Genomic DNA, 25,087 nt, shown 5'->3' with positions numbered 1-25,087 from the left:
GACGTCATTGAATTGATAGCGGTTCAACAGGAAAACTTTTTATTTATGATGTTTTTCCATTGAGCCCTTTCCCCACTTCACGTAAAAATCCAAGCATTAACTGTAATCCGTCTTGAATCTCTGGTTCGCGGAATGTCTTTACAACATGCCTCACACCATGTTTCGATTTCGGAGGATCTGTTAACATAGTATCTGTTATGTTAAGAATGTCCGGAAGCATCTTAAACAACTTGCTTTGCATCAACTGGTCGCCCAGTTCCATCAACTGCACTACAGTTGTGACGAGACCATCCACAATTTCTGGAGTCATGGAATCAAGGGCAGCATTTAGGAAGTGAATCAGTTTATCCAGATTGTCCAGAGTTCCGTCTTCCTGCCACTGCACCAAGCGGTCTACAGCCAATTCCAAAGTCCCAATTAACTCCGGTGCCATCTTAAAGACTTTGCTTTGCATCAACTGGTCGCCTAATTCCAGCAACTGTACGACCGTTCCGACCAGGCCGTCGACAATTTCTGGCGTCATCGAGTCAAGGCCGGCATTCAAGAAGTGAAGCAGCTTATCTACATTTTCCAACGTACCGTCTTGCTGCCAATTGGCAAGCCGTTCCAGTTGGTCAGTACGTTCTGTTGCTTCCATTTACAGCTCCTCCTTTCTACACCAGGCCTCTAACCGATAGCCAGTACATTCTGTTAAACGCCATCTTAAACCAGTGAACCATTTCCGTAGGTTCTGACGGTTTTGGGGGATTGTTATAATCAAAGGTAATGTGCGTAGCTTCCTGTAAACCGCCCTCAATGAAGCAATAAACTTTTCCATCATACAACGGCATGGGTTTTTCTCCGTGAATTTCGCGTACAATGTTTCGTACGACAACTTCAGATTCGTAATGCGCAGTGGATCCTGCCTTCGATATGGGTAGCGCAGCGGCGTCACCAACCACATAAGCACCTTCATGACCTTCCAACTGCAGTGTATATTTATTGGTTGGCAGCCAACCGTCCGGGTCTCCCAAACCAGAAGCCCGTATCACTGCTGCTCCCTTGTGGGGCGGAATGGCGGCCAAAAAGTCATAAGATACTTCATCGCCTTCAAGAGTGGATACAACTTTGTTTTTCGGGTCAATTTCTTCTGGATTAAAGAAGGTCTCCCCAGCGATGCCTGCCGTTTCAAATGCACCTTCCGACCATTCAGCCACCGGTTCCAAAGAATGCAATCGACCGAGAGGGTATGTGTAAACGAGTTCGATGTTATCTCGCTCCTGGCGCTGGCGGAGCAATTTGTCATACATAAACATAAACTCCAGGGGTGCTACAGGACATTTGTGCGGCACGCCAATGATCATCAGCAGCTTGCCCTGTTTAAACTCTTCCAGGTCTCGTCGTGTGCGCATGGCCTCTTCGTACGTGTAAAACGTGTGAGCTGCCTCGCGAAATCCAGGGATATCATCAAAGTCCGGATGCGATCCCGTTGCGAGAACAAGGTAATCAAATTCCATACTTTTTCCGCTGTTGAGTTTAATACTTCTGGAGTCCATATCTATCTTGACTGCCGGGTCATGAATCAAATTAACACCTGGCAACAAGAGTCGCTCATGCTTTCTAAAGAGCGAGTCTGGCTCTGCCAAACCTAGTGCAACATACAGAAGACCAGGCTGATAGATATGTGATTCGGTATCGGAAATCATATTGATTTGTACTTCCTTGGCTGCGATTTCCGTTGATAGATGACGAGCTAGTCGGTTTGCAACCATCGCCCCGCCCGTTCCGGCACCGAGAATAACCACTCGTTTCACTGAACTCACCTTCCCACATCGGTTTTTCTTCACACCCACACAATACACGAACCGGTATGGGTATCATAAGACACGAAAAGACCCTTCTGAGACACTTATTTCAAGTAGTCATAGCGAGTCACAATGCAAGGTAAATTTCTATAGTACATTTGGAATCCCAAGCAGACATTCGCCCTTTTGAACTAGGCCATATTAATCATTTAATATTCTGAATATACAACCAGACATAGTCCATTTGGGCATATAGACTATCTGACTAGCCCAGCACCTGTAGTTCACCTACTTGTATAGCAGGCTTCCTACGCCCCTCAGCCAGATGATTCATGAGAGATACTAACGTGAAGGCCTATCAAGTACACCTGCTCAGTACAGCTACCAAGCACACCTACCAAGCAGACATGCTCAGCAGACACCCTACAAAGCAATTCAAACGACAAGACGAAAAACGGTGTGTACGCATTGATGCCACACCGTTTTTCGTCGCAGCTTCGATATATTTCAGCATCACATGTCAGTCTACGACCGGATTGCTCTTCTCTCGTTCTTGAAGTTCTCGTGCGATGGCATGTTTGTCTTCGGCTGAGAGAAGACGACTGGCCATCGAAAACAAGTGATTGTCTTCTTTGGCGATATGCTGCAGTAAATTATGGGAAAGTTGTTGCATTTGCATCTCTAGTGTTGATGAAACTGACGATTCCACGTGCGACGCATCCAGTAAAGAACTGCATGTTTCATGCTGCGTTCGAATTGTTTGATGCTCTTTCAGCAACTTTGGTACCGGCCCCACATCCGGACCGCCAAGAAGCGCTGTCAGCCGTGGAAATAAAATCTCTTCTTCGTAAACAAAGTGGCGATCCAACTCAGTGCCAATAAGACGCAACGCAGACCGCACACTTGCGGCAGAAAACTCGCGACCCAAGGACTCCAATGCGGCGACTACGTGTGCATGATCGTCCACAAAGGGTAACAACTCCGGTGCAATCTTATTGCGCAACTCGGAATTTGAATAGGCGGTTTCCAGATCACTCTCATTCTCTGAAGCCACCGCCCCTGTCCCAGGCATCAGTGTCACCAAGATAATGCTGTCTTGCAAGGCTGTGACAGCATGTTCACGCAGTTCCGGAACAGTCACCATGTCCTGGGCTCCGAGTTCCACTACAGTGTCGTCAGTAGAAAACGTAACCTTTCCGGTCAGCACTACAAGAGCCAGAGGAAGCTTTGCAACATGCTTTTGCAGTCCTTCTCCTTCAGGTAGCGACAGCTGCATCATACGTCCTTGACCATTCTGAAAAACGGTGCGCACGGTTTTGTCGGAAAACTTCAATTGAATGGTTTCCAGAGACATAGACAGAAACCTCCCTTGTTGTGAACCCTAATCTAAACTCGTGCCTTGGTGTCAAGAAGATCGCCGGGCACTTTCCGTAAATCCAGCACATAGAACATCTGACCTGCGAAAGTGAACAATGACGCGGCCAACAGTAAACAACCCACCATCGCAATAAACTCCATTGTGACCGCTACACCAACCAGTAGTAAGGCGAGACCGAGAAGATACGGGACGTACGTCCACAAACTCAGGTTCAGATTGAGTAAGTCAGCCATCATGGGAATCTTCTCCTTGCCGGCACGCTTCCCATAGCGGTATGTCCATACCAAAAACGGGACAATTTTATAGGCATAACTGATGACTGTCAGTACAATGACACCAAGCAGGTAGAAACTCACCATGTCTTGCCATCCGGCCATTGTGCGACTTGAGAAAGCGAAAAGAATAAAGCCGACAAATCCGATTGCGGCTAACATCACAGCCGTGAGTACGAAGAGAACCGGACGGTCAACACGCTTTCTCATTCGCTTCTTGTACATCTCCCGCAAATCCAACACTTCTAATCCGGTCCCTGCTAGACCTGCAAGAATAGATGCGCCAAACAGCCACTGCGACGGCAGCCAGATATAAGCAATCAACAGCCACAGACTTCCCTGAAACAATCCCAACGTATACGGCTGTCGAGCGGTTGAAAAGCCGTGGGACAAGGTAAACATCGGGAACAGCTTGTAAGAGAATCCAATCAGCAGGAAGATGAAGAAACCGCCTGCGGCCAATGTAATATGGGTTCCCAAAATGCGCATATACTGTCCCTCAAGAAACCCCGTCTTCATGCTCAACAGCATCAGCCACGCCATCACCACTGCTAACGCCAAGTAGACGTGTGCAGAGAACACAAATCCTCGCAGAGCTCCTTTCACAGAAGACGTAAGAATTGAGCCGATAATAACGATTGCGTAAACCAAAACTGTCAAAGTTACTAAAGACCCAAACCAAAACAGTCCTGATACCGACCACAGCTGCATGGACACCCACAGACCGACAACGCCTGACACGTATGCCCAATAGTTTACTCGCGCTGCAAACAACCAGCGCAAAGGCGTCAAAAAGGCGACTGTCAGCAATTGATACACTGCACCCATGACAAACGACAACAGGACAGCTAATGTCAACAGGTGCGTCAAAGCGACCACATGGGCTGTAGAGGGGGTGCCTGCAGCAAGGGTCGGGAACTGAATAACGAGATCGACTGCAAACAGGACAAACCCCACCATACCAGTCAACATATATCGAAGAGGAAGTGAAAAAGGCGGCGAATGGCTTGTATTTTGCATCATTGCACAGTCCTCCTTTTGCCAAGTACAAACGAATCCCTTAGAAGACGAATCTGTTGTGTAGTGAACATTTCACCACGGAGACGTCTGTTTAAGCGTGCATCCTGACAACTACTGTACCGTTTCCCTTGTCGTCAACGTCATAAGCAAAACCGCGTTCGTCCAGTTCAGGCAAGAGTATTGCAGGGACGCGCTCGTTCCAAATTTCCAATCCCCACACACCTTCTGCAAGGCCACTTTCGTTGTCAAGCAACTCTAACGCTCTCATCATCGGCTCTGGCGGCTCCAGACCGCGGTTGTCAATATGCCAGTACGGGAGGCTATTGTCTCCGCCTTTCTCTCGATAAAACTGGACGACGAAATGGTCTGCCTCATCTTCCATCTTGCGCACGATGCTGTCATATCCTTTTTTCTTTAACACTCGCAGCAGCGGTGTAGGTTCGAATGTGGCATGCAACTGCAGGATTTCCTCTTCGCCAAGTTTGTTGATACCCTCCATAATGACTGGAAACGGCTCTTCTTTCTTCCGCAAGATATCTCGTACATCCAAGTCGACAATTTGCTGTGACATGTTTGTCAATCCTCCTATGATTGTACTTTCTCCATAAACAGGTAATCGTGTGCTGCCAAGACTAGGCCATCCCCAACTTCATCTTCGCCTCCGTCGTCATTTCATCAGGAGACCATGGCGGATCAAACACCACATCGACTTTCACAGCGGCTACACCAAACACCTGCATCACTGCCCATTCAACGGCGTCGTGGATCGTATCGTGCATGGGACACCCTGGTGTCGTCATCGTCATTCGAATGTAAAGGTCGCCTTCACGAGGTTCGGATATCTCATAGATCAAACCCAACTCAACCACGTTCAGTCCAAGTTCAGGGTCATAAACATCCGTTAGTTGCTGCCGAACAGCTTCTAAATCAATCATTGCAACTCATCCCCTTACGTTTCTTACCACGCTATAAAAATACTCTCCTTGCACTCATTGTGTTGTGACCCAGGTCACTTGAATCATTGCCGAAAGGTGGAGATGAATTGAAATAGGAGGAAAACCGCAGCACATGAGTGGAGCGAAATGAGAGGAATATTTTACGAGCAGCCCGTCTCTCGCGGACTGCTCGTAGAATCGCAGACGAAAACCTGAGGAAAATGCGGTTAGTTCCGGAGCCAGTCTGAGTTGATGACCCACTCTTCTCTCGTTCCCCGAAGCACACCCTCGCGTCTAAACTGATTGAGAATTCGGTTCACAGATTCACGACTCATGCCCACCATTTGAGCCATATCTGCGTGAGTTACCGGGAGTTGAATGTGGACGCCATCGTCCTCCTCACGACCGTGTTCTTCCGCAAAATGGGACATTAATGCCTGGATTCGCTGGTGAGCGTCATACAATGCCAGTTCCTGGAGTTTGGCCTGCAACTGCAGGATCTTCTTTCCCATGACCTTCATGACTTTCTGTACAATATCAGGGTGGTCTGACAGTAAATTTTCAAAACTGCTGCTCCGAATTGAAAAGAGCGTGCAGGATGTCAGGGCCTCTGCCGTACCCGGATAGGGACTGCTGTCAAAAAATCCGACATGGGGAAACATCTGCTTTGCCCCGATAATATTCACAATTTGCTCGCGACCTTCTTCATCAACCTTGAAGACTTTCACAAGTCCCTTGCGCACAAAGTATACAGACTCACGTGTCTGTCCTTCCATAAACACGTATTCGCCGCGCTCGTAAGTATGTTCAGCAGTTAGAGCCTCGATAGACTCTAACTGCATATCATTCAACTCTTTGAACAGTTCTATGCTGCGCAATACTTCCCATTTATCCATAGCGGCCCTTCTTTCGAGAATCCGTTTCACAAACTAGATTATCACATCTGAAGGGCGCAACAATACAAAACCCAGGACAAAGCCTGAAGCGGTTAAGCAATATACTTCGCTGCCAAAAATGCGACAAGTGCGGCCAATCCGCCTACCAGGGCCATTTGAAATGCACTGCGCCACGCTCGCGTTCCGATAAAACGTGCTTTTACATAGCCAAATATAAACAGTGCAAGAATTGTAAAAATCACCGAAACCAACAGTGCTTGAGCTGCATTGGTAAATAAAAAGTAAGGAGCCAGTGGAACAAGTCCACCAATGATGTAGGAAATGCCGATTGTCAAAGAACTGTTCCGTGCACGCTCTGGGCGCGGACGCTCAAGGCGAAGCTCATATTGCATCATAAAGTCAATCCACTTGTCGTTATCGTCAGTAATTGTATTCACGGCGGGCTCGACATGATGGTGATGAAATCCCCAACGACGTATGATGTCTTCCACTTCACGCCGTTCTGCTTCCGGCATATCCCGAATTTCCTGCCGCTCCCGTTCCATTTCCGCTTCGTAGTATTCATGGTCTGATTTTACTGCCAAATACCCGCCCAATCCCATAGCAATGGACCCAGCAGCAATTTCTGCGAGTCCTGCCGTTACAATCAGCCACGTATTAGATACGGCTCCACTCAATCCTGCCGCTAACGCAAAAGGCACCGTCAGTCCATCCGCCATGCCAATAATGATGTCTCGCACTACTTCCTGAGTGCGAAAGTGTTTCTCCGTGTTTGCCGCCTCTGCTGAACTGTCGACCATCGAGATTCCCTCCCATGGTTTGTTATGCCCATAAATTCAGAGTACCCTGCAAAAGGATTTCACACATCCTCCGCTTGGATATACTCACCAAAAGAAAAGTAGTCCTAATGAACTATGTGAACAGTTGAATCGCTGGTGCATGTGATGGAGGTCACAGTGATGTGATAAAAACCTTAGTACAGTACAGGTGTACTTCGAAAACACAAGGAGGTTACAAACATGAGTAGTTACGCAGCCACTGTCAATGCCACAGAGTACCCGCCACATCGCAAACACCAGGTTATCTTTGAAACCTTTGACGGGTTAAAGCCCGGAGAAGACATGCTTTTGGTGAACGATCACGATCCGGTACCGCTCCACTATCAATTTAAACTGGAGCGAGCCAACATGTTTGCCTGGGAATACGTCGAACAAGGTCCGACAGAATTCAAGATTAAAATCAGCCGAGTATCTGAATGAGTATCAAAATTTCGTGGCTTTCGAACGGTCATGTGGTGCACGGGTACCGCAAAGTATTTGTGATCTATGATGGCGACGATTTGCTTAAGGGTGTCGTCGCCTATGCACCGATGGGGTATGAACAAGTCTACCGAGTGTTGGAATTGGCACAATCCCGGTCGGACTATGAAGGAGTTGACATCGACCCGGCGCTGCTCTGGGGTCTGTCGTTGCTCGTGCAACAACTTGAGAAAAACAAAGACTTCTTCACAGATGACGGGTATCAAAAGCAGAGACCCTTGCCTCTTGATGCAGGTGAGTTGCTTGGAGCTTCCCTCTTTCGAGATGCTCTGCATCGAGGCACTCTGGTGCTGCCTTCAAGATTCGGAATCTGATTGTTTTGCGTCCTAGATCCTGCGCGTGCTGCAAGTCTGGCGGGAAAAATTTGAACTTAAATCGTTGAACCTAAGAGTTACAGGCAGCTTTCGAACAGAGATGGAGGGAACGACGGTGGCCCAAATTGAGGAAATTGATGAACGTACAGTGAAGATTCACGTACAATTGGACGACGCTGTCCAGATGATAGGAGAAGCCCAGAGAGACATCACTGGTTATGCCCACGACATTGTGACCATTACTGAGAAAATGCCTTTTTTTGACTACGTGAACTTTTGTTTCTATGCCTACAACAGTGCCGACTTGTTTGAATGGATGCTCGGTATGAACCCAAAAGACTATCAATCGTTTTCACTCGACGCACCGGACAGCTTCTTTTACAGCTTGTTTGGCGGTATGGCAGCGCTGTACAACAATGCTAAGCAGATTCTCGAGAGGACAGCATAGGGCGTGCCTCGCGCACGCCCCATTCTTTGTACCGATTTCATTCTCTCATTTATTCATTGTTAGAGTACTGATTCTTGAGGGACTCGACGACCGATGGATCTGCCAAGGTTGTGGTGTCCCCGATGACCCGCCCTTCAGCGATGTCTCGAAGCAATCTGCGCATAATCTTTGCGCTGCGGGTCTTCGGAAGTTCTGCCGTGAAGATAATTTCTTCCGGTCTCGCCATTGCCCCGATTTTATCAACCACATGCTGTTTCAGTTCCTGCACCAGTTCCGGCGACGTTTCCACGCCCTCCTTGACGGTAACGAAAGCAGTGACCGCCTGACCCTTGACTTCATGAGAGCGGCCGATGACTGCAGACTCCGCGACTGCATTGTGATCGACCAGAGCGCTTTCCACTTCCATTGTTCCAATCCTGTGACCGGAGACATTAATGACATCGTCAATGCGCCCCAGAATCCAGAAATAGCTGTCCTTATCCTTGTGCGCACCGTCTCCTGGAAGATATGTTCCTTCGAACTGGCCGAAATACGTTCGCTTAAATCTGTCATCGTCGCCCCAGACAGTCCGAAGCATGGAGGGCCAAGGATGCTTGACGACCAAGTAACCGCCGTGTCCCGGTTCAACAGAGTTGCCATTCTCGTCTACCACGTCAGCCAAGATGCCCGGAACCGGTTGTGTGGCAGAACCAGGTTTGGTTTCGGTAATGCCAGGCAGAGGTGCAATCATGGCGCTACCTGTTTCCGTCTGCCACCATGTATCTACAATTGGACAGCGGCCCTTTCCGATATGTTCGTGGTACCACATCCACGCTTCAGGATTAATCGGTTCTCCGACAGTTCCCAGCAACCGCAGTGTGTCCAGATTATGATTCTCTACATATTGTGGTCCCCACTTCATGAATGTGCGAATGGAGGTTGGCGCAGTGTACAAGGTTGTAACACTGTATTTTTCAACGATTTCCCAGAACCTATCACGTGCCGGAAAATCAGGCGCACCCTCGTACATGACAACAGTAGCACCTGCAGACAACGGCCCATAAACGATATAAGTATGCCCAGTGACCCAGCCAATGTCTGCGGTACAGAAGAAGATGTCTTCATCCTTCAGGTCAAATACGCTTCTCATGGACGTATTGGCACCCACCAAATAACCGGCCGTGGTATGAACAATACCCTTCGGTTTTCCAGTTGTTCCGGATGTATACAAAAGGAACAAAATGTCTTCCGAATCCATTGGTTCCGCTGCACAAGGCGTGGACGGTGCCTTTGCCATCTCCTCATGCCAATACACATCTCGACCAGCAACCATCTCTGTTTCTGCAGCATCACCAACTCGCTGTACAACCAGCATTTTCCGGACTGCTGTTCCCTCGACAGCCGCATCTGCATTTCCTTTCAGCGGTACGACCTTGCCCCTGCGCCAGCCGCCGTCTGCCGTAATCACAACGTCTGAATCTCCGTCAAGAATTCTCTCCTTTAGACTCTTGGCAGAAAATCCACCGAATACCACTGAGTGGATCGCTCCTATTTTTGCGCAGGCTAACAAGGAAATCGGCAATTCAGGAATCATGGGAAGATAAATTGTGACTCTATCGCCTTTCTTCACTCCAAGATTCTTCAACATATGGGCCGCCTTATCTACTTCACGCCCCAGCATCTCATATGTGAATACCTTGCTGTCGCCAGGTTCACCTTCCCACATGATGGCTGCCTTATTCTTACGCGATGTCGTTCGATGCCTGTCTACGGCATTGTAGGCAGCGTTTAGTTTCCCGTTCAGAAACCACTTAGCGTGGGGAGCATTCCATTCTAACACCTTGTCATAGTCTTCGAACCAGGAAAGGTTCGCGGCTTGTTCAGCCCAATACGCTTGCGGGTCTTGCGCCGCTCTCTCGTAAACAGCAGGATCATTAAAATTCGCCTGTTTCCTGAATTCCTCTGAAGGCGCAAATGTCCTCTGTTCGTGCAGCAACGTGTCTAGCTGACTCGTTTCATCCGCCATTTAAACAACTCCCTCCGTTAATTATGGCCGCGGCCCCCGTGCTTCAATTCGCACATAGAAACAATTCATTATAAATAGAGCAGGAAGCGTTTTCAGCCAGCAAATCGATGTACTATAGCAATTATACGGTTCTTACTGGTATATTTGCAATATATTCAGTGTTATTACAACTATTTCGAAACATTCTTTTGAAGCCTCCGCAATAGTCCAGGTAACCTTATCATTCGCCATTTTTGACTACAAGGCAGGACTAGCATGTTGACCAATTCGAATCAGTATATAGCCTAAAACGCCTGATACAATCATTACTCCTCCCGCAGTTGTTGCCGACCATTGGTAACTCCAAACTTCTTTCAGATAAAGGAACAGCGGCGCTCCAATGGCAAACCCAAGCACATAGGCGGCGTTGTACAATGCGTTGACAGCTCCTCTCACCCGCGCTGGTGTCTCATCCCCTACCACCCAACTGTAAAGGGTTGTGAGGATACCCGAGCCAAGCCCCCAGACAAGAGAAATAGCCAGCAAAAACAGAACCTTATGCGTCAGCCCTAGTAGAATGGTTCCCACGGCCAAAATCAGAGACCCGAGGAGAATGGCCCGATGAACCTTCACGATATGAGGTCGCTTCACGAACCAAGCGCTGCTGGCAACCCAGCTTATACCCAAAGGTAGGAACAAAAAGCCGTTTAGCAATCCATTGTTGCCATTGTCAACGGACAACGGCAGCAGCGACGACACGCCAAAGTAGACGACACCGAACAATACGGTGCACAATAACGCGCCAAACAGCGCCGGCATCGTGGAGGTGAGTTTAAGCGCTCGCAAGTAGCCATGAGGACTGTAGCTGTCTGGTTCATCCAGTTTCTTGGGCCAGACAATCCAAGTCACCAGCAGAGCACTGACAAATGCACTTGTATAAAGCATGAATACGCCGCGCCAGCTAATGCTGTCACACAGACCGCTGAGAAAAGGCAGCACGGCTTCAGCGACAGCAATTGCCCCGCCAAAGGCTGCCAGTGCCTTACGCCGATTTGCGCCAGCCTCATACATGTCACCAATGGTACTGTCCACCATGGGCAACACTCCCGCAGACCCGATACCCATGACAACACGGCCGGCTAGAATCATCACTCCCTGCTGGACTACCAGTGGAACGATACCGCCTAAGCCAAACAACACCAGCCCCACCAGCAGTACACTTTTTCGCCCTGCGTAGTCTGAGAGAATTCCAAACACCGGCGTAGCTGCCACGTAAGCGATGGAATAGCTTGTTACCATCAACCCCACAAATGAGACAGGCACGTGTAAGTGGACAGCAATGTCATGAGCAGCCGGAAACAGCACTGCATTTGGCAGCATGGAAACCACCGCTGCAAGAAGAAGAACGCTTAGGACGAAAAATGAATTTTGCCGCACCGGAAAAAATTCCTTTCTCGAATACATAAAATTTGTATAAATGGACACATTACACGCATCAGTGTGTTCTTAAGGCTTTTGTTTTGCAGAATCCGAAAATCGAGGCCCGGTCAGATGAAATTCACAACGTTTTCAAAACGGACGATTACAAAAATCTGGTGCTTGTTGGCGATGTTCCCGCCCATCACATATGTGGGCCTCACTGCAACACCGCCCATGCCTTACTCGCCGGTCCTGGACTATGCCCTGGTGCACTCTTCTGAATATAACCGGGAACTCTCACAAACGGCAAGCTGGTTGGAAGTCTCTCATACTGCGATTCGCCAAGATATGAAGGCACTCGACCAGCCGGATACGTCTTGGACAGTCCCGAACCCGCCACTATGTCGAGCGGATTAACACCCGAGACAGACCGGAAATCTTTTGCAGCGTTTGAAAGCGGCCGGGACTAGTCTATCTATTTCATACTTTTTGAGACTATACAAGGGCAAGCAGCAATAAAGAACAGAGGGCAAACCACCCTCTGTTCTGCGGGAATGTGGTGCTGTACAAATCAATTGGAACGGCGAGCCAGGTGCGGGACATTCGCCCGATGGAACTGTCTCCACGGGACAGCCGGCAACACTGGGTCGTCGATGCTGCGCCGGTTGACCACAGCCTCATACTTGTCGTTTTCAGACAACGCACCTAAAAACGTCAAATTTTCGTTGTGATTTTCCGTATGCTGATTTGTCATACCAACCACCCCCATCCCTGTTGTCCCCAGGGAGCCGTCGCCTTATGCATCCCTCCATCCCCGCATGTCTACAGAGAAAACTCTATTGTGACGCGGGACGGCGGACTGAACTACAGAGTGCGCTCACGCAGCCATGCAGTCAATTCGGACACAGGAACCCTGTCTTGCTGCATCGTATCTCTGTCTCGGATTGTGACACTTTTATCTTCTTCTGATTGAAAGTCATACGTGATGCAATACGGTGTGCCAACCTCATCGTGGCGACGATATCTTTTTCCTATACTTCCAGATTCGTCATAATCCACACGAAACTCCTTAGCGAGCTCTGCGTAAATGGACTGAGCTCCCTCAGACAGCTTCTTTGAGAGCGGAAACACTGCTGCTTTATAGGGAGCGAGTGACGGATGAAAATGAAGCACAGTCCGCGTTTCTCCATTGTCCAGCGCTTGTTCTTCATAGGCATCAGCAAAAACTGTTAGGAACAGTCGATCCACGCCAACGGAGGGCTCAATGCAATAAGGAATAAACGGTTCCTTTCCTTCTTCCGTAACCAAAAAATCTTCATTGGAATGTTCCATATGCTGCCGCAGGTCGTAGTCTGTACGATTGGCCACACCCAGCAGTTCGCCCCAGCCGAAAGCGTAGTGATATTCTACGTCAGTGGTAGCTTTGCTGTAGTGAGACAGCTGTTCCTGTTCGTGATCGCGAAGGCGCAGATTCTCTTCCTTTATACCAATGCGAATCAGCCATTCATAAAACGCCTTCCGCCAATACTCGAACCACTCCATATCAGAGCCCGGCGCACAGAAAAACTCCATTTCCATTTGTTCGAATTCCCGCGTTCGAAAGATAAAATTGCCGGGTGTGATTTCATTGCGGAAACTCTTTCCAATCTGAGCAATACCAAAAGGAAGCTTTTTGCGCATGGTTCTCATCACGTGCTTGAAGTTCACAAAGATGCCTTGAGCTGTCTCAGGACGAAGATAAATCTCATTGACGGCATCGTCCGTGACGCCCTGATGGGTCTTAAACATCATGTTAAACTGCCGGATAGATGTGAAGTCCTGGGCGCCACAGTCCGGACAGTGAATGTTGTAGTCCTGTATCATTTGTTCCATTTCCGCAAACGGCAATCCATCCACCAGGCGCTCTTCGCCCTGTGCTTCAAGCGCCGACTCAATCAACTTATCTGCTCGGTGGCGTGCTTTGCAAGCCTTGCAGTCAATCATCGGGTCATTAAAGTTGCCTACGTGACCGGAAGCAACCCAGACCTCGCGATTCATTAAGATTGCAGAATCAAGCCCCACATTGTATGGAGATTGCTGGATGAATGCTTTCCACCAAGCACGCTTGATATTGTTTTTTACTTCTGCTCCCAGTGGTCCGTAGTCCCATGTGTTAGCCAATCCGCCGTAAATATCCGATCCCGGGAAGATAAACCCCCGATGCTTTGCCAAAGATACAAGTTGTTCCATTGTTGCTGGTACTGCTGCTGCCATTGAACATCCCCCGATTTTGAACTTTCCATAATAGGCCAATGATACTGTACTTCAGCGCGTCTCGCAATGCAAATGAACGCCCTGTCTGACACGCACGAAGCACGCAGCTTGTGTATAATGTGTAACGGTATAGACGAAAGGTTGGGTGAACACCGCTTGCATATCGAAGTTATTTTCTTAGATATAGATGGAACTTTGTTTTACAACAACGAAATTGTACCAAGCGCGCTGGAAGCTGTTGAACAGCTTCAGAAGAAAGGGTACACCTTAGCTCTGTGCACAGGCCGGTCCGTGTTGCACGCGAAACCGGTTCAGTCACAGTTGAACCTGCATTACGCTGTATACTTCAACGGCGGATTAACACAGGCCAACGGTACTGTCATTGAGTCCCACCCGATTGCCCCCGACGTCATCGACAGGATGATCGAGTTTGGCAGCGGACATGAACTCCCGCTCATATTTCACACTGAGACAGAGGCCGTCAGTGCCAAGCCCGTACCTCATCGCTACGAACCACTGCTGCGCAGGTACGACTTTCCTGCAATCCGCTTGACAGATGTGGATTCTGTCAACACAGAGCCGATTTATCAAGCAAATGTCATGATGCCCCCAGCTTACGATACAATCACAAAATCTACATTTCCTGAGTGTTATCTGTACCGGTGGGATGAAGAAGGCGTTGATTTGCAAAAAGGCGGAAGCAACAAGTCAGTGGGCGCCCTGCGTCTTCTCGAACACGTCGGCTGCCAGCCAGAGCACGCGCTTCATATCGGAGACGGCGGCAATGATATCGGTATGTTCCAGACCCTCGGAATGTCCGTCGCCATGGGCAATGCTTCGCCAGAAGTGAAGCAACACGCCAAAATGACGACAAGACCCGTGGACGAAGACGGGGTACTGTACGCTTTCAAACACCTTGGCCTCATCTGACAAGGCAAGGCATGAGAGAGACAAGAGCCATGGGCAAGGACAAGGACAACCAGGCTGCGGCGACGACCCGGACAGACCCGGACAGACCCGGACAGACCCGGACAGACCCGGACAGACTCGGACAGACTCGGACAGACTCGGACAGACTCGGACAGACTCGGACAGACTGCGGCGACGACTCAGCCAGACTCAGCCAGACTCAGCCAGACTCAGCCAGACTCAGCCAGACTCAGCCAGACTCAGCCAGACTCAGCCAGACTCAGCCAGACTCAGCCAGACTCAGCCAGACTCAGCCAGACTGCGGCGACGACTCAGCGAAAATAAGGATCCCAGGCGCGCTTATTCGCTGCAAGGAGAGCTCCGAGGTGGAAATAAACACTTGAAACGAGCTTATTTGCTGTTCAGCCCCCTGTTTAGACGTGATTTTGGCAATTAAGCTCTTTTCACGAGCTTATTTTTTATCGGGGGGAAGCCGCTGCCCATATAAGCACCTGACGGATCGCTATATTATAAACTGACCCCGCAATCCGTCCTCCGACACCATTCTGCCACATTCCAACCCGAAAAACGGGCAATTTGCGGCCAATTTGTGACCACCGGTCGGTCAAATCCGATAGATTGTATAAACTCTTTGACCAGAAAATAATTGGTCACCAGCACGTTGTACTGCGTTGCGTTTCCTCTCTCTTCATCTCTCTGTTTTGCGCCGTTGCACTGTTTACCTTAGAAGGTGGATAAACGGGAGGTGCCCGTTTATCTTCAACTCTCATTCAACTCTCATTCAACTCTCATTCAACTCTCATTCAACTCTCATTCAACTCTCATTCAACTCTCATTCGACTCTCCTCAATTCGACTCTCATTCGACCCTCCCTATTTACTCCGCACGCGACAGGAACACAGGAACTTTGCGAACTCAGCGATGCTGTTGTTGTGCCACAGTCCGATGTTGTTGTGCCACAGTCCGAGTCCTGAGCATTTTTACTTCACCAGCTGGTTCTTACTGGAACGAATATACTCAACGAGTTCAACCGTGAGGTGATAACGAAGAAATGGGGTAATTAAATAAATGGAAGAAAAGTGCTTCAACGCTTCGTCTATGAGATGCTTCGCAATCCGAAGGCCGACTTTTTCTCCCGCTTCAGAATCTACTTCTCCCATTTGATGCAAAATCTCATCAGACACGTCTATTCCGGGCACTTCATTGTGCAAGAAGTACGCGTTGCGCGAACTCACCAACGGCATAATTCCTACGAAGACAGGCACCCCCAGGTCTTTCGTTCGACGAGCTATCTCTTCAAATCGACGAGCATCAAAAATGGGTTGTGTTAAAACATAATCAGCACCCGCTGCCACTTTCTTTTGTAAACGTTCATACGCTCGATCGACGTTTTTGACATGCGGATTAAATGACGTACCAACTTCGAACTTGGACGCGTGCTTCAGGTGTTGCCCGGAAAACGCAATCCCTTCGTTTAATCTCTTGACCATCGCCGTTAATTCCATGGAGGAAGTATCATAGACACTGCTTGCACCGGGCAAATCACCAAACCTGGACGGATCCCCCGTTACCAAAAGAATTTGATGAATCCCAAGGACGTGAAGTCCCATCAAGTGAGACTGCTGTCCAATGAGATTCCGATCACGGCAGGCAATATGGACCAACGGATTCATCCCCAGTTGCTTCAACTGACTTGCCAAGGCCATATTGCTAACCCGTACATGTCCGAGGGAGTTATCTGCAAGTGTAATAAAATCTGCTCCCGCTGCAGTGAGTGCCTTCGCGCCGGTCAAGAATTTATCCGTGTTCAGTGTCCGCGGCGGATCGAGTTCCACGATGACCGTTGTGCCACCGCCAGTTGTCTTTACCAAGCTTGACGTATTCGGCAGGGATTCAGGTCTGGCCGCCTCGTGTCGTCCTTCAACCTCCCGGTGCATGATTGGGCGAGGTTTCCCAGCTATGCCCGATGTCGATCTCGGTACTGTTCCATCCCTCACAGCCGCAATGGCACGAATGTGCTGAGGAGTCGTACCACAGCATCCACCCACGAGTCCCACACCTAATTGGTACATGTCATGTGCAAAATTGGAGAAATAATCCGGATTGGCAGTATAGCTCACTTCATTTCCTTCGCGTTGCAGCATGCCTGCATTCGGGTATGCTGCATAACCCACAGTCTCATTAAGCGAAAGTTCAGCATAGCTGCGTGCAATTCCTTCCGGTCCCAGACGGCAGTTCAATCCAACGACGTCTGCGCCGGCCTCAATTAATTTGGGGAAAGCCTCAACCAGATGTACCCCGTCCCGGGTCACACCCACGACCTCAGGGGACAGATTTGCAATTATTGGTAAATTTGTGAGTTCACGCGCAGTTGTAACAGCCAGCAGTAATTCGTTCAAGTCAGCAAAGGTCTCCAATAGCAGACCATCCGGTTGCTCCAGCAATAGAGCTTGCATTTGCTCTGAAAACGCGCCGCCCAGTTTCGCTTTGCTCTCTGCGTCCCAAGTCATTAGACCCGGCGTTAGACCGACAATGGATCCGATGGTTCCAAAAACTCGTACGTCTCCTGTTGCCGCCTTTCTTGCAATGTCCACGGCAGCCCGGTTAATGTCCTGCACCCTGTCCGCCAACTGATACCTGTCAAGACCGGCCGCATGACCGCTGAATGTATTTGTTTGAATAATATTGGCACCAGCACTGACGTATTCTCTGTGCACCTGTTCAACAAGCCATGGCTTTGAAATGCAAAGCTCTTCATAGCACGTACGGACGGGCACTCCCATCTGATGCAAAAGGGTAGCCATTGCACCGTCGCCCACGACTCTGTTGTGCGCTATCCACTCTCTAAACTCCGCTCTGCTAGCCGTCATGTCTTCTCCTCTCACCTTAACCTTACTCATCACTCGAATCCACGTTAAAGTATCTGGCTTCAGGATGTGAAAACACTAAAGCTGACACACTGGCTTCGGGATCCATCATATATCCGTCTGTCAGCTCGACCCCAATCTCTTCAGGTCGAAGCAATTGGAACAGTTTGCTTTGGTCTGCCAGGTCAGGACAAGCAGGATAGCCAAAGGAGACACGAATCCCCTGATATTTGGCAATGAATCTCTCACGCATGGTCATGTCTGAAGCATCGGGAAACCCCCACCTGTCGCGGAGCACGCGGTGCAATCGCTCAGCAAAAGCCTCCGCGAGCTCCAGCGCAGTCGCCTGAAGCGTATGGGATTCCAAATACTTCCCTGCATCCTTCAGTGCGTTCGCCTCAAAGCGGATTCCAGTGCCGACTGTAACAGCCATCATTGCAACGTAGTCCATGACGCCAGATGACTTTGGACGAACAAAATCTGACAGACAAAGATACGGAGGTTTAGCTTGACGGATGAATTCAAACGTCTGCAACACGGTATCCGAGTCTTCCGGATGGTATATCAGCAGTCTGTCTCCTTCAGACTGTGCCGGGAAGAAACGATAAACAGCATGTGCCCGGAGACTGCTTTTACTGAAATCATCAATGAGACGATTGACCAAGTCCAGTAGCTCTGTCGCCTTGTCATCACCAGATGCCAACAGCTTTTCTACATTACCCCTTACACCGAGGTGTTTTCCTAGCAACATTTGCAAATTGAGATAGGGTCGCAGTTCACTGACTGGATAATCCCGAAGAATGTGTCTCTCTACATCGGGAGGCGTAAAAACAGGTGCATTTCTGTCAATATCCGATATTCTCTGCGCCCCTGGCACTATGGGTTCGGCCACACTTTTCTTGTCAGAGGCGGAGTCCCACTCCTGTTTTTGCTGGCGATTTTTCTCCACCAGTGCTTTCCGCCCATCCTCGCGGATCACTTGGTTTGCGATAGCCAATCCATCCATTGCATCCTTTGCATAAAAGACTTGGTCATGGTATTTCGGTGCAATTTTATTTAAAGTAAATTTCTTTGTCAGAGCTGCACCGCCGACCAGTACAGGAATATCAATATCTGCGTGAGAGAGTTCTTCTGCAGTAACCACCATTTGCTGGGCAGACTTTACGAGCAGGCCGGACAAACCAACCAAATTCGGCCGATACGTCCGAATTGCTTCAATCAGTTGCTCCGGTGCCACCTTGATGCCCAGGTTCTGTACCTGAAAGCCGTTGTTGGACAAAATAATGTCCACCAGATTCTTTCCGATGTCGTGGACATCCCCTTTTACGGTGGCCAGCAACACCGTTCCCTTATTGGATGTCTCCGAGTGTTCCATCTTAGGTTCCAAGAACGCAACTGCGGCCTTCATCACCTCGGCACTTTGCAGCACTTCTGCGACAATCAATTCATTATCATTGAACAGCCTCCCAACCTCATTCATCCCGGTCATCAGCGGTCCATTAATGATTTCAAGCGGCTTAAGCCGATGAAGCATCTCGGTTAGGTCTTCCAACAAACCTTCTTTGCTGCCGTCCACAACGTATCGCGACAGGCGTTCTTCGACAGGCAATGAATTCACCGGCGTGACACGCTCAGTTTTTTTCTCGCGATAAAAACCCGTAAACTCCTGGACAATTTCATCACTTGTCTCAAATAAGATGCGTTGTGACAGCGCACGTTCGTCTTCCGAAATAGAAGCAAACCGTTGTAATTTCTCAGAATTTACAATCGCATAATCTAAGCCCGCTTTCGTCGCGTGATAGAGGAAAACAGCATTCAACACTTCTCTTCCAGCGGGTGGAAGGCCAAAAGACACGTTGCTTACGCCGAGAATGGTACTGCATTTGGGAAATCGTTTTTTAATCTCAGCGATTGCTGCAACGGTTTCTTCAGCGGCTCCAAGGTAGTTTGCGTCGCCCGTTCCAACCGGAAATGTAAGGGGATCGAAGATGATGTCTTCTTCTGCAAATCCCAGTTGCCGGAGAAGTCGAACGGAGCGCTCTGCAACCTCCACTTTTCGCTCGCACGTCACGGCCATTCCAGTTTCATCAATGGTTCCCACCACAAGAGCGGTTCCATACTGCATCGCCAATCGAGCAAAACGGAAAAAGCGGGCCTCACCGTCCTCTAAATTGGTGGAATTGAGAATACTCTTGCCCTGTGCGTACTTTAGTGCCAATTCGGCAACGCTGGCATCTGTAGAATCAATCATCAGAGGCACTTTCACACGTTTTGTGACATGCTGCATAAAGCGCTCCATGTCTCTGGACTCGTCTCTATCCGGGTCTGCTACACAGATATCGATTACTTGAGCACCCGCCTTTACCTGTGCCCGTGCAATCTCCGCGGCTGTGTCGAACTCATCGTCAGCAATCAGTCTGCGAAACTTTCTCGATCCAATCACGTTTGTGCGTTCGCCCACAATCACGGGACGATTATCTTCCTCAAGCACCAATGGTTCCAGACCTGACACGGCTGCTTTACCGAAGTTCACAGGAACCCTTGCTCTTTTGCCCGTCATCGACCTGCGCAGTTTTTCAATGTGTTCAGGAGTGGTGCCACAGCATCCACCAACAAAGTTCAACCAACCGTGATTCGCGAAGTCTTCCAGTTTTGCTGAAAAGCTGTTTGGCGTCTCGTGATAATTTCCTTCCTCATCAGGCATGCCGGCATTGGGATAACAGCTGACTCCACATTCAGCCAGATCGGACAGGGCTCGAACGTGATCGCGCATGAATTCGGGGCCTGTTGCACAATTCAGACCCACTGCCAGAGGTTTTAAGTGAGCTACAGACAAGTAGAAGGCTTCAATGGTTTGCCCTGCCAGAGTGGTTCCCATGGGCTCAATCGTTCCAGAAATGACAACAGGCACTTCTTTGTCCGTCTGTTCAAAAGCAGCTTGAATGCCGACGCTTGCAGCCTTCACATTCAGTAAGTCTTGGGAAGTCTCGAGTACCAGCAGATCCACTCCGCCCTCTATCAATCCCTGTGCCTGCACAGCATAAGCCTGTGCAAGCTCATCAAAGGTCGCACCTCCAGTCACGGACAAACTCTTGGTAGTCGGCCCCATTGCACCTGCCACAAAACGCGGCCACTCAGTGGTTGAATAACGGGCAGCTGCTGCAACAGCCAGTTCTGCCGCTTTACGACTAAGCTCCATAGCTCGGTGCCCCAAACCGTATTCCGCAAGCACCAACGGCGTCGATCCAAAACTGTTGGTCTCAATTACATCAGAGCCGGCGTCTAAGTACTGTTCATGTATGGATTGAATCAGTTCTGGACGGGTCAGGCACAAGTATTCGTTACATCCCTCGTACTGTGCGCCGCCAAAGTCCTCTGCAGAAAGGTCAAATGACTGAATCAGCGTGCCCATTGCACCGTCAAACAACAGAATTCTCTCTTTCATCAAATCAGCCAAACGTGAGTCCATGTAGCAATCCTTTCTCTCTCGGAAAAGCCAGGTTCTGCTTTCTTACAAACGAGCTTAATGTGTCAGCGAGCCATGTGCCCGGACTCACTGAAAACAACTACAGAGAAGTACAGATGCAATAAAAAAAACGCCCCAGGGCGTCTACTTCAATCTAAACGCCCTTATCTCTCGGGAAAGTCTCCCCGCAGGATTTAGCACCTTGTGTACGATCCACCGGTTGCCGGGCTTCATCGGGCCAGTCCCTCTGCCGCTCACGATAAGAGTCAAAACTATTCAATTTCTGCCCATCATCTCGTGGGAGAGTTCTTGCCCAAACATCGAAAGCAGCGGGTACCATGCACACTTTTGTGCATTATACCATCAACATCAAGCTAGTGCCTAGTCGAATTTTGATAATTCTTGCATCATTCGAACGCAGACCTGCTCCTTCTTTGACCGCGCCTTCGCCTCGCCCTTGGTAGGTGTCACTTCATTTCAGTTCCAGTACCTCAGTCTCGTAACCTTCAGTTTCGCTACCCTCAGTTCCCTTACCCCTGTGCATTCCGTGTCTCTCTCCCTGCCGTGTACTACGGTATAGGCGCTGTCAGCGCCGGGGAAGTTTCAGAACTTCACCTGGATAGATGTAATCTGTACCATTAATATGATTTAGATTTAGAATTTGTGCAATAACCACGCGCGGATCACGCTGTGGCACTTTCTGACTGGCCACGGACCACAAAGTATCACCAGACTTTACCCTATATGAAGTGGTTGTTGACTGAGCAGATACCAATCCGTTCCACGCGTAAAGCACCACCAAAACTCCCACGAACCAGAAAACAGACCGTCTTACCCAACTGCTATATGTACCCTTCTGCTGTCTCGCCACTCTGAGACTTCTTCTCACTCCATCTGTTCGTTTTGATTCTCGTCCGCCGGCGTGAAACTCCTCGTGAACCCTTCCTAACCCTGAAACCTTTACTGCCAACACCTTTTTTCCTTTCTTCCACGTTCCATGACTTGTTTGACCATTGTAAGGAACACAGGTTACTGCCATATATATCATCCTCCTAATAGAAGTAGCTGTGTCTTCTGGTTAGATGCGAACACACGTTCTCTATACCGAAAGATATCATACGAACATATGTTCTGTCAAACGGCCGCAAGTTGATAAAGAGGAGAACACAGGTTCCGAACATACGTTTGCATCCTTGGCGACTTTTGTGCTAGATTAGAAGGGAATTAAGTGAGACAGGAGGATGATTATGGGCCGTTTAACAGCGAGACAAGCTGCGATTTTGGAATTCATTGAGACGAGTGTCCGACAACATGGATATCCTCCATCCGTAAGGGAGATTGGAGAGGCTGTGGGACTGGCATCGAGTTCCACAGTTCATGGACATCTAGCTCGCCTTGAGGCGAAGGGGTATTTACGCCGTGATCCAACTAAGCCTCGCACAATCGAACTACTCACAGGTGCGGTCTCAAATACGGTCTCCGTGCCGGAATCCCTGCCGACCCATGAGCATGCCGTGATGGCTCCGGTTATTGGTAAAGTGACAGCTGGACAACCTATCACTGCAGTAGAAAACATAGAAGACTACTTTCCCGTGCCGGCGCAAATGGCTAAGGGTTATGAGGTGTTTTTGTTACGTGTTCAGGGAGACAGTATGATTGAAGCGGGTATTTTGAACGGAGACTTCGTCATTGTGCGCAAGCAGGAAACTGCACAGAACGGAGACATTGTAGTCGCAATGACTGAGGAAGATGAAGCAACGATTAAGCGGTTTTTTAGAGAACGCGACCACATTCGACTTCAACCGGAAAACAGCGCATTGGAACCACTAAGGTACCGCAATGTAAAGATCCTCGGACTGGTCATTGGTGTGTTTCGAAGTTTCGATTAGAATTTCTAACACACCAATTCCCTGTCATCTGAAACTGGGTACTCCATGTTTTCTCTGTGTAAAGGAGTCCCAATGTGTACACACATAGTTCAAACCTACAGCCGATTGGACTGCACGATGACGAGCTCTTCGCGCACTCATCCCAACTTCAGCTAGCAATTCTCGCAATGCTTGAGGAAGTACCACAGTTGGGAACTCGTCAACAATTGGTTGTTGAATAATACCGCACTGCTGCCGCTGCTTGTACGCTGAAAACCAATTGCAACGACACTCAGTGTTCGAGTGGTTAAGATTGATGACAAGCTGATTGCCCGCAGCAAGGCCGAAAGACAGTACATCCACACCACAATCACTGCGCTGAGACTATATGCCTTGTCACGACCGATATACCCAGCGACAAAAGAGCCGCCAATGGACAAAACACTACCTAAAGCGAATACAATTGAGACAGGTGTCGGTGTAGGGCAATCGTTACGGATCCAACAGTAGCATCTACGATACAAATATGCGAAAGACGTTCTCTTTCCTTCCAAAGCTTCCGTCCTTCCCTCCACAAATTCTCCATGATTTCTACAGATTACCTCCATATCCCTTATTCAAAAAGGGAGTAGCATTAATTTTGTTTTTATCAAAACTGTGTCATGGGATATTGCTAATGTGCAACCAATTCGGAAACACTAGGGGGAGGGTTGTATGTGGGAGCGAAGAAACACTTATACGAAATTGACTTAATGCGCGCCTTCATCATGCTGGGGGTACTTTCTGTTCATACCATCGTAGCATACATTGGAATGCTGCCTTCGTCGGTGTATGTACCCCACCTGACCCTGGCAGCACTTCTTACCTCTCTGCATTTTACGCGAGAGTCGTTTATGTTCATCACCGGTCTGGTACTGTTTGTAACCTACTATCATCGAGAGTTTCATCCCCTGCAGTTCTGGAAGAAGAGGTTTCTGTTCGTCGCAACTCCATACGTCGTCTGGAACCTAGTCTATATCTTATTCGAAGGCAGCTATACCCACCCATTCAGTTGGTCGCTGTCCTACATCGTCCGTGATTGGATACATTCTCTGCTTGCAGGCAACCAGTTCTTCTTATATTATGTTCTGGTCACTCTGCAACTTTACGTCGTCTTTCCTGCACTGTTGCTGATACTCAGAAAGCTGGAACGTTGGCACCTACAGGTGCTTATCATAAGTTTTGCCACCCAATTGGTACTGATGTATCTGAACAAATACGTCATTACCGGAATCAATGCGAATACACTGCCACCCGTTCTCAAAGAGCTTGATATCTATCGAGCCAAGTTTGTACTTACATACCAGTTTTGGTTCGTAGCGGGAGGCGTTACCGCATGTCACTACCAAAAGCTCCTCGAGTTTGCTCGACATCACACTCGAACCATCTATATTTCCCTGTTTGTCGGCCTCGTCGGCATTTACGGCAACTATTTCTTTGATATCTTTGTGCTGCACCAGTCTATTCAGACAGCCCAAAGTGTGCTGCGTCCAAACATGGTAGTCTACAGCATTATCATCACGCTGTTTATGTGGTATACGGGATTATTGTGGGCCGAGCGGAGACAACGTGCGAATTGGCGGCCATTTAGTCGGTTTGTACAGATTGCAGCCGACGCGTCGTTTGGCATATTTCTGCTGCAACCGTTTAGTCTTTACGTCATGAACGTCATCATCCAGCACTTGCAAGTACCGTTATGGGTCCATTTTGCTACGATTCCATTGTCCATTCTGTTTGTGTACTTCTCGGCAATGTTTATTGCCCATTGGATGGGGAAAATCCCTGTTATTTCGTACTGCGTTGGTCGCAAAGCAGTCATCAAGCGGAAGAACAGCCCTTCGGTATCGGCACAGGTTTCCCAGTGAGGCAGTGCTGCGATTCATGCTCCGTGGCCA

The 25,087-nt window shown here is 48.9% G+C and carries 24 protein-coding genes and 1 riboswitch; of the genes, 9 read left to right on the top strand and 15 right to left on the bottom strand.

Annotated elements, in window-relative coordinates; translation table 11 throughout:
- Positions 1-43: 43 nt before the first annotated feature.
- The 8 genes from GI364_RS11725 to GI364_RS11690 form a co-directional block, all read right to left on the bottom strand.
- Positions 44-637 (bottom strand): DUF1641 domain-containing protein, encoded by a 594-nt coding sequence (locus GI364_RS11725; RefSeq protein ID WP_198853731.1) that lies wholly within the window; start codon positions 635-637, stop codon positions 44-46.
- Between the two features lie 16 nt (positions 638-653).
- Positions 654-1,793: an NAD(P)/FAD-dependent oxidoreductase gene (locus GI364_RS11720; protein ID WP_233096114.1), complete on the bottom strand. Its 1,140-nt coding sequence runs from the start codon at positions 1,791-1,793 to the stop codon at positions 654-656.
- Between the two features lie 511 nt (positions 1,794-2,304).
- Entirely contained in the window at positions 2,305-3,138 is an 834-nt protein-coding gene (locus GI364_RS11715; RefSeq protein WP_198853730.1) for a hemerythrin domain-containing protein, read from the bottom strand.
- A 32-nt stretch (positions 3,139-3,170) separates the two neighbouring features.
- Entirely contained in the window at positions 3,171-4,457 is a 1,287-nt protein-coding gene (locus GI364_RS11710; RefSeq protein ID WP_198853729.1) for a hypothetical protein, read from the bottom strand.
- 88 nt (positions 4,458-4,545) lie between these two features.
- Positions 4,546-5,025 (bottom strand): DUF2249 domain-containing protein, encoded by a 480-nt coding sequence (locus GI364_RS11705; protein ID WP_198853728.1) that lies wholly within the window; start codon positions 5,023-5,025, stop codon positions 4,546-4,548.
- Positions 5,026-5,086: 61 nt separating this feature from the next.
- The gene (locus GI364_RS11700; RefSeq protein ID WP_198853727.1) at positions 5,087-5,389 is read right to left on the bottom strand and encodes a metal-sulfur cluster assembly factor; all 303 of its coding nucleotides are present in this window, start codon (positions 5,387-5,389) and stop codon (positions 5,087-5,089) included.
- Positions 5,390-5,616: 227 nt separating this feature from the next.
- A complete protein-coding gene (locus GI364_RS11695) occupies positions 5,617-6,285 on the bottom strand; it encodes a Crp/Fnr family transcriptional regulator (protein WP_198853726.1) in 669 nt (222 codons plus the stop codon).
- 92 nt (positions 6,286-6,377) lie between these two features.
- The gene (locus tag GI364_RS11690; RefSeq protein ID WP_198853725.1) at positions 6,378-7,085 is read right to left on the bottom strand and encodes a VIT1/CCC1 transporter family protein; all 708 of its coding nucleotides are present in this window, start codon (positions 7,083-7,085) and stop codon (positions 6,378-6,380) included.
- 219 nt (positions 7,086-7,304) lie between these two features.
- On the opposite strand from GI364_RS11690, the gene GI364_RS11685 reads away from it, so the two are divergent.
- The 3 genes from GI364_RS11685 (at position 7,305) to GI364_RS11675 (ending at position 8,366) form a co-directional block, all read left to right on the top strand.
- Entirely contained in the window at positions 7,305-7,544 is a 240-nt protein-coding gene (locus tag GI364_RS11685; protein WP_198853724.1) for a DUF2249 domain-containing protein, read from the top strand.
- On the top strand, positions 7,541-7,918 hold the full coding sequence (locus GI364_RS11680; protein WP_198853723.1) for a hypothetical protein: 378 nt from the start codon (positions 7,541-7,543) through the stop codon (positions 7,916-7,918). Before GI364_RS11685 ends, GI364_RS11680 begins: the two co-directional genes overlap by 4 nt.
- A 115-nt stretch (positions 7,919-8,033) precedes the next feature.
- On the top strand, positions 8,034-8,366 hold the full coding sequence (locus tag GI364_RS11675; RefSeq protein WP_198853722.1) for a hypothetical protein: 333 nt from the start codon (positions 8,034-8,036) through the stop codon (positions 8,364-8,366).
- A gap of 49 nt (positions 8,367-8,415) precedes the next feature.
- On the opposite strand, the gene acs is transcribed toward GI364_RS11675, so the two are convergent.
- Both acs and GI364_RS11665 read right to left on the bottom strand, forming a co-directional pair.
- Complete coding sequence (gene acs, locus GI364_RS11670; RefSeq protein WP_198853721.1) at positions 8,416-10,371, bottom strand: acetate--CoA ligase; 1,956 nt, start codon at positions 10,369-10,371, stop codon at positions 8,416-8,418.
- A gap of 237 nt (positions 10,372-10,608) precedes the next feature.
- Positions 10,609-11,787: an MFS transporter gene (locus tag GI364_RS11665; protein WP_198853720.1), complete on the bottom strand. Its 1,179-nt coding sequence runs from the start codon at positions 11,785-11,787 to the stop codon at positions 10,609-10,611.
- 114 nt (positions 11,788-11,901) lie between these two features.
- Here GI364_RS11665 and GI364_RS11660 point away from each other — a divergent pair, with 114 nt between their 5' ends.
- Positions 11,902-12,186, top strand: a complete 285-nt coding sequence (locus GI364_RS11660; protein WP_198853719.1) for a hypothetical protein — start codon at positions 11,902-11,904, stop codon at positions 12,184-12,186.
- 154 nt (positions 12,187-12,340) lie between these two features.
- On the opposite strand, the gene GI364_RS11655 is transcribed toward GI364_RS11660, so the two are convergent.
- Both GI364_RS11655 and GI364_RS11650 read right to left on the bottom strand, forming a co-directional pair.
- Positions 12,341-12,523, bottom strand: a complete 183-nt coding sequence (locus GI364_RS11655) for a hypothetical protein (RefSeq protein WP_233096113.1) — start codon at positions 12,521-12,523, stop codon at positions 12,341-12,343.
- A 110-nt stretch (positions 12,524-12,633) separates the two neighbouring features.
- Entirely contained in the window at positions 12,634-14,022 is a 1,389-nt protein-coding gene (locus GI364_RS11650; protein WP_233096112.1) for a glycine--tRNA ligase, read from the bottom strand.
- Between the two features lie 156 nt (positions 14,023-14,178).
- Between GI364_RS11650 and GI364_RS11645 the strand changes: the two genes are divergently transcribed.
- Positions 14,179-14,952: an HAD family hydrolase gene (locus GI364_RS11645; protein ID WP_198853717.1), complete on the top strand. Its 774-nt coding sequence runs from the start codon at positions 14,179-14,181 to the stop codon at positions 14,950-14,952.
- An 11-nt stretch (positions 14,953-14,963) separates the two neighbouring features.
- Complete coding sequence (locus GI364_RS11640; protein ID WP_198853716.1) at positions 14,964-15,335, top strand: hypothetical protein; 372 nt, start codon at positions 14,964-14,966, stop codon at positions 15,333-15,335.
- 597 nt (positions 15,336-15,932) lie between these two features.
- Here GI364_RS11640 and GI364_RS11635 read toward each other — a convergent pair.
- The 3 genes from GI364_RS11635 to GI364_RS11625 form a co-directional block, all read right to left on the bottom strand.
- On the bottom strand, positions 15,933-17,822 hold the full coding sequence (locus GI364_RS11635; RefSeq protein WP_198853715.1) for a bifunctional homocysteine S-methyltransferase/methylenetetrahydrofolate reductase: 1,890 nt from the start codon (positions 17,820-17,822) through the stop codon (positions 15,933-15,935).
- Positions 17,823-17,844: 22 nt separating this feature from the next.
- Positions 17,845-21,288, bottom strand: coding sequence for a methionine synthase (gene metH / locus GI364_RS11630; RefSeq protein WP_198853714.1), 3,444 nt, complete (start codon positions 21,286-21,288; stop codon positions 17,845-17,847).
- Between the two features lie 158 nt (positions 21,289-21,446).
- A riboswitch (SAM riboswitch) is annotated at positions 21,447-21,551 on the bottom strand.
- Positions 21,552-21,871: 320 nt separating this feature from the next.
- Entirely contained in the window at positions 21,872-22,324 is a 453-nt protein-coding gene (locus tag GI364_RS11625; protein WP_198853713.1) for a LysM peptidoglycan-binding domain-containing protein, read from the bottom strand.
- A gap of 202 nt (positions 22,325-22,526) precedes the next feature.
- Here GI364_RS11625 and lexA point away from each other — a divergent pair, with 202 nt between their 5' ends.
- From lexA to GI364_RS11610, 3 genes are all read left to right on the top strand, one after another.
- Complete coding sequence (gene lexA / locus GI364_RS11620) at positions 22,527-23,174, top strand: transcriptional repressor LexA (protein WP_370541845.1); 648 nt, start codon at positions 22,527-22,529, stop codon at positions 23,172-23,174.
- 74 nt (positions 23,175-23,248) lie between these two features.
- Positions 23,249-23,395: a hypothetical protein gene (locus GI364_RS11615; RefSeq protein WP_198853711.1), complete on the top strand. Its 147-nt coding sequence runs from the start codon at positions 23,249-23,251 to the stop codon at positions 23,393-23,395.
- A 474-nt stretch (positions 23,396-23,869) separates the two neighbouring features.
- Positions 23,870-25,057, top strand: a complete 1,188-nt coding sequence (locus GI364_RS11610) for an acyltransferase (protein ID WP_198853710.1) — start codon at positions 23,870-23,872, stop codon at positions 25,055-25,057.
- Positions 25,058-25,087 lie beyond the last annotated feature (30 nt).

The sequence above is a fragment of the Alicyclobacillus sp. SO9 genome, assembly GCF_016406125.1.
Taxonomy (GTDB): domain Bacteria; phylum Bacillota; class Bacilli; order Alicyclobacillales; family Alicyclobacillaceae; genus SO9.
This window is presented reverse-complemented; position numbering and strand designations above follow the sequence as displayed.

Excerpts from the sequence above, each read along its gene's own strand:
- GI364_RS11625 (WP_198853713.1), bottom strand. The coding sequence starts at position 22,324 with ATGGCAGTAACCTGTGTTCCTTACAATGGTCAAACAAGTCATGGAACG.
- GI364_RS11680 (WP_198853723.1), top strand. The coding sequence starts at position 7,541 with ATGAGTATCAAAATTTCGTGGCTTTCGAACGGTCATGTGGTGCACGGG.
- GI364_RS11690 (WP_198853725.1), bottom strand. The coding sequence starts at position 7,085 with ATGGTCGACAGTTCAGCAGAGGCGGCAAACACGGAGAAACACTTTCGC.
- GI364_RS11725 (WP_198853731.1), bottom strand. The coding sequence starts at position 637 with ATGGAAGCAACAGAACGTACTGACCAACTGGAACGGCTTGCCAATTGG.
- GI364_RS11685 (WP_198853724.1), top strand. The coding sequence starts at position 7,305 with ATGAGTAGTTACGCAGCCACTGTCAATGCCACAGAGTACCCGCCACAT.
- GI364_RS11640 (WP_198853716.1), top strand. The coding sequence starts at position 14,964 with ATGAGAGAGACAAGAGCCATGGGCAAGGACAAGGACAACCAGGCTGCG.
- GI364_RS11695 (WP_198853726.1), bottom strand. The coding sequence starts at position 6,285 with ATGGATAAATGGGAAGTATTGCGCAGCATAGAACTGTTCAAAGAGTTG.
- GI364_RS11710 (WP_198853729.1), bottom strand. The coding sequence starts at position 4,457 with ATGATGCAAAATACAAGCCATTCGCCGCCTTTTTCACTTCCTCTTCGA.
- GI364_RS11635 (WP_198853715.1), bottom strand. The coding sequence starts at position 17,822 with ATGACGGCTAGCAGAGCGGAGTTTAGAGAGTGGATAGCGCACAACAGA.
- metH (WP_198853714.1), bottom strand. The coding sequence starts at position 21,288 with ATGGACTCACGTTTGGCTGATTTGATGAAAGAGAGAATTCTGTTGTTT.
- GI364_RS11700 (WP_198853727.1), bottom strand. The coding sequence starts at position 5,389 with ATGATTGATTTAGAAGCTGTTCGGCAGCAACTAACGGATGTTTATGAC.
- acs (WP_198853721.1), bottom strand. The coding sequence starts at position 10,371 with ATGGCGGATGAAACGAGTCAGCTAGACACGTTGCTGCACGAACAGAGG.
- GI364_RS11715 (WP_198853730.1), bottom strand. The coding sequence starts at position 3,138 with ATGTCTCTGGAAACCATTCAATTGAAGTTTTCCGACAAAACCGTGCGC.
- GI364_RS11705 (WP_198853728.1), bottom strand. The coding sequence starts at position 5,025 with ATGTCACAGCAAATTGTCGACTTGGATGTACGAGATATCTTGCGGAAG.
- lexA (WP_370541845.1), top strand. The coding sequence starts at position 22,527 with ATGATTATGGGCCGTTTAACAGCGAGACAAGCTGCGATTTTGGAATTC.
- GI364_RS11650 (WP_233096112.1), bottom strand. The coding sequence starts at position 14,022 with ATGGCAGCAGCAGTACCAGCAACAATGGAACAACTTGTATCTTTGGCA.
- GI364_RS11655 (WP_233096113.1), bottom strand. The coding sequence starts at position 12,523 with ATGACAAATCAGCATACGGAAAATCACAACGAAAATTTGACGTTTTTA.
- GI364_RS11660 (WP_198853719.1), top strand. The coding sequence starts at position 11,902 with ATGAAATTCACAACGTTTTCAAAACGGACGATTACAAAAATCTGGTGC.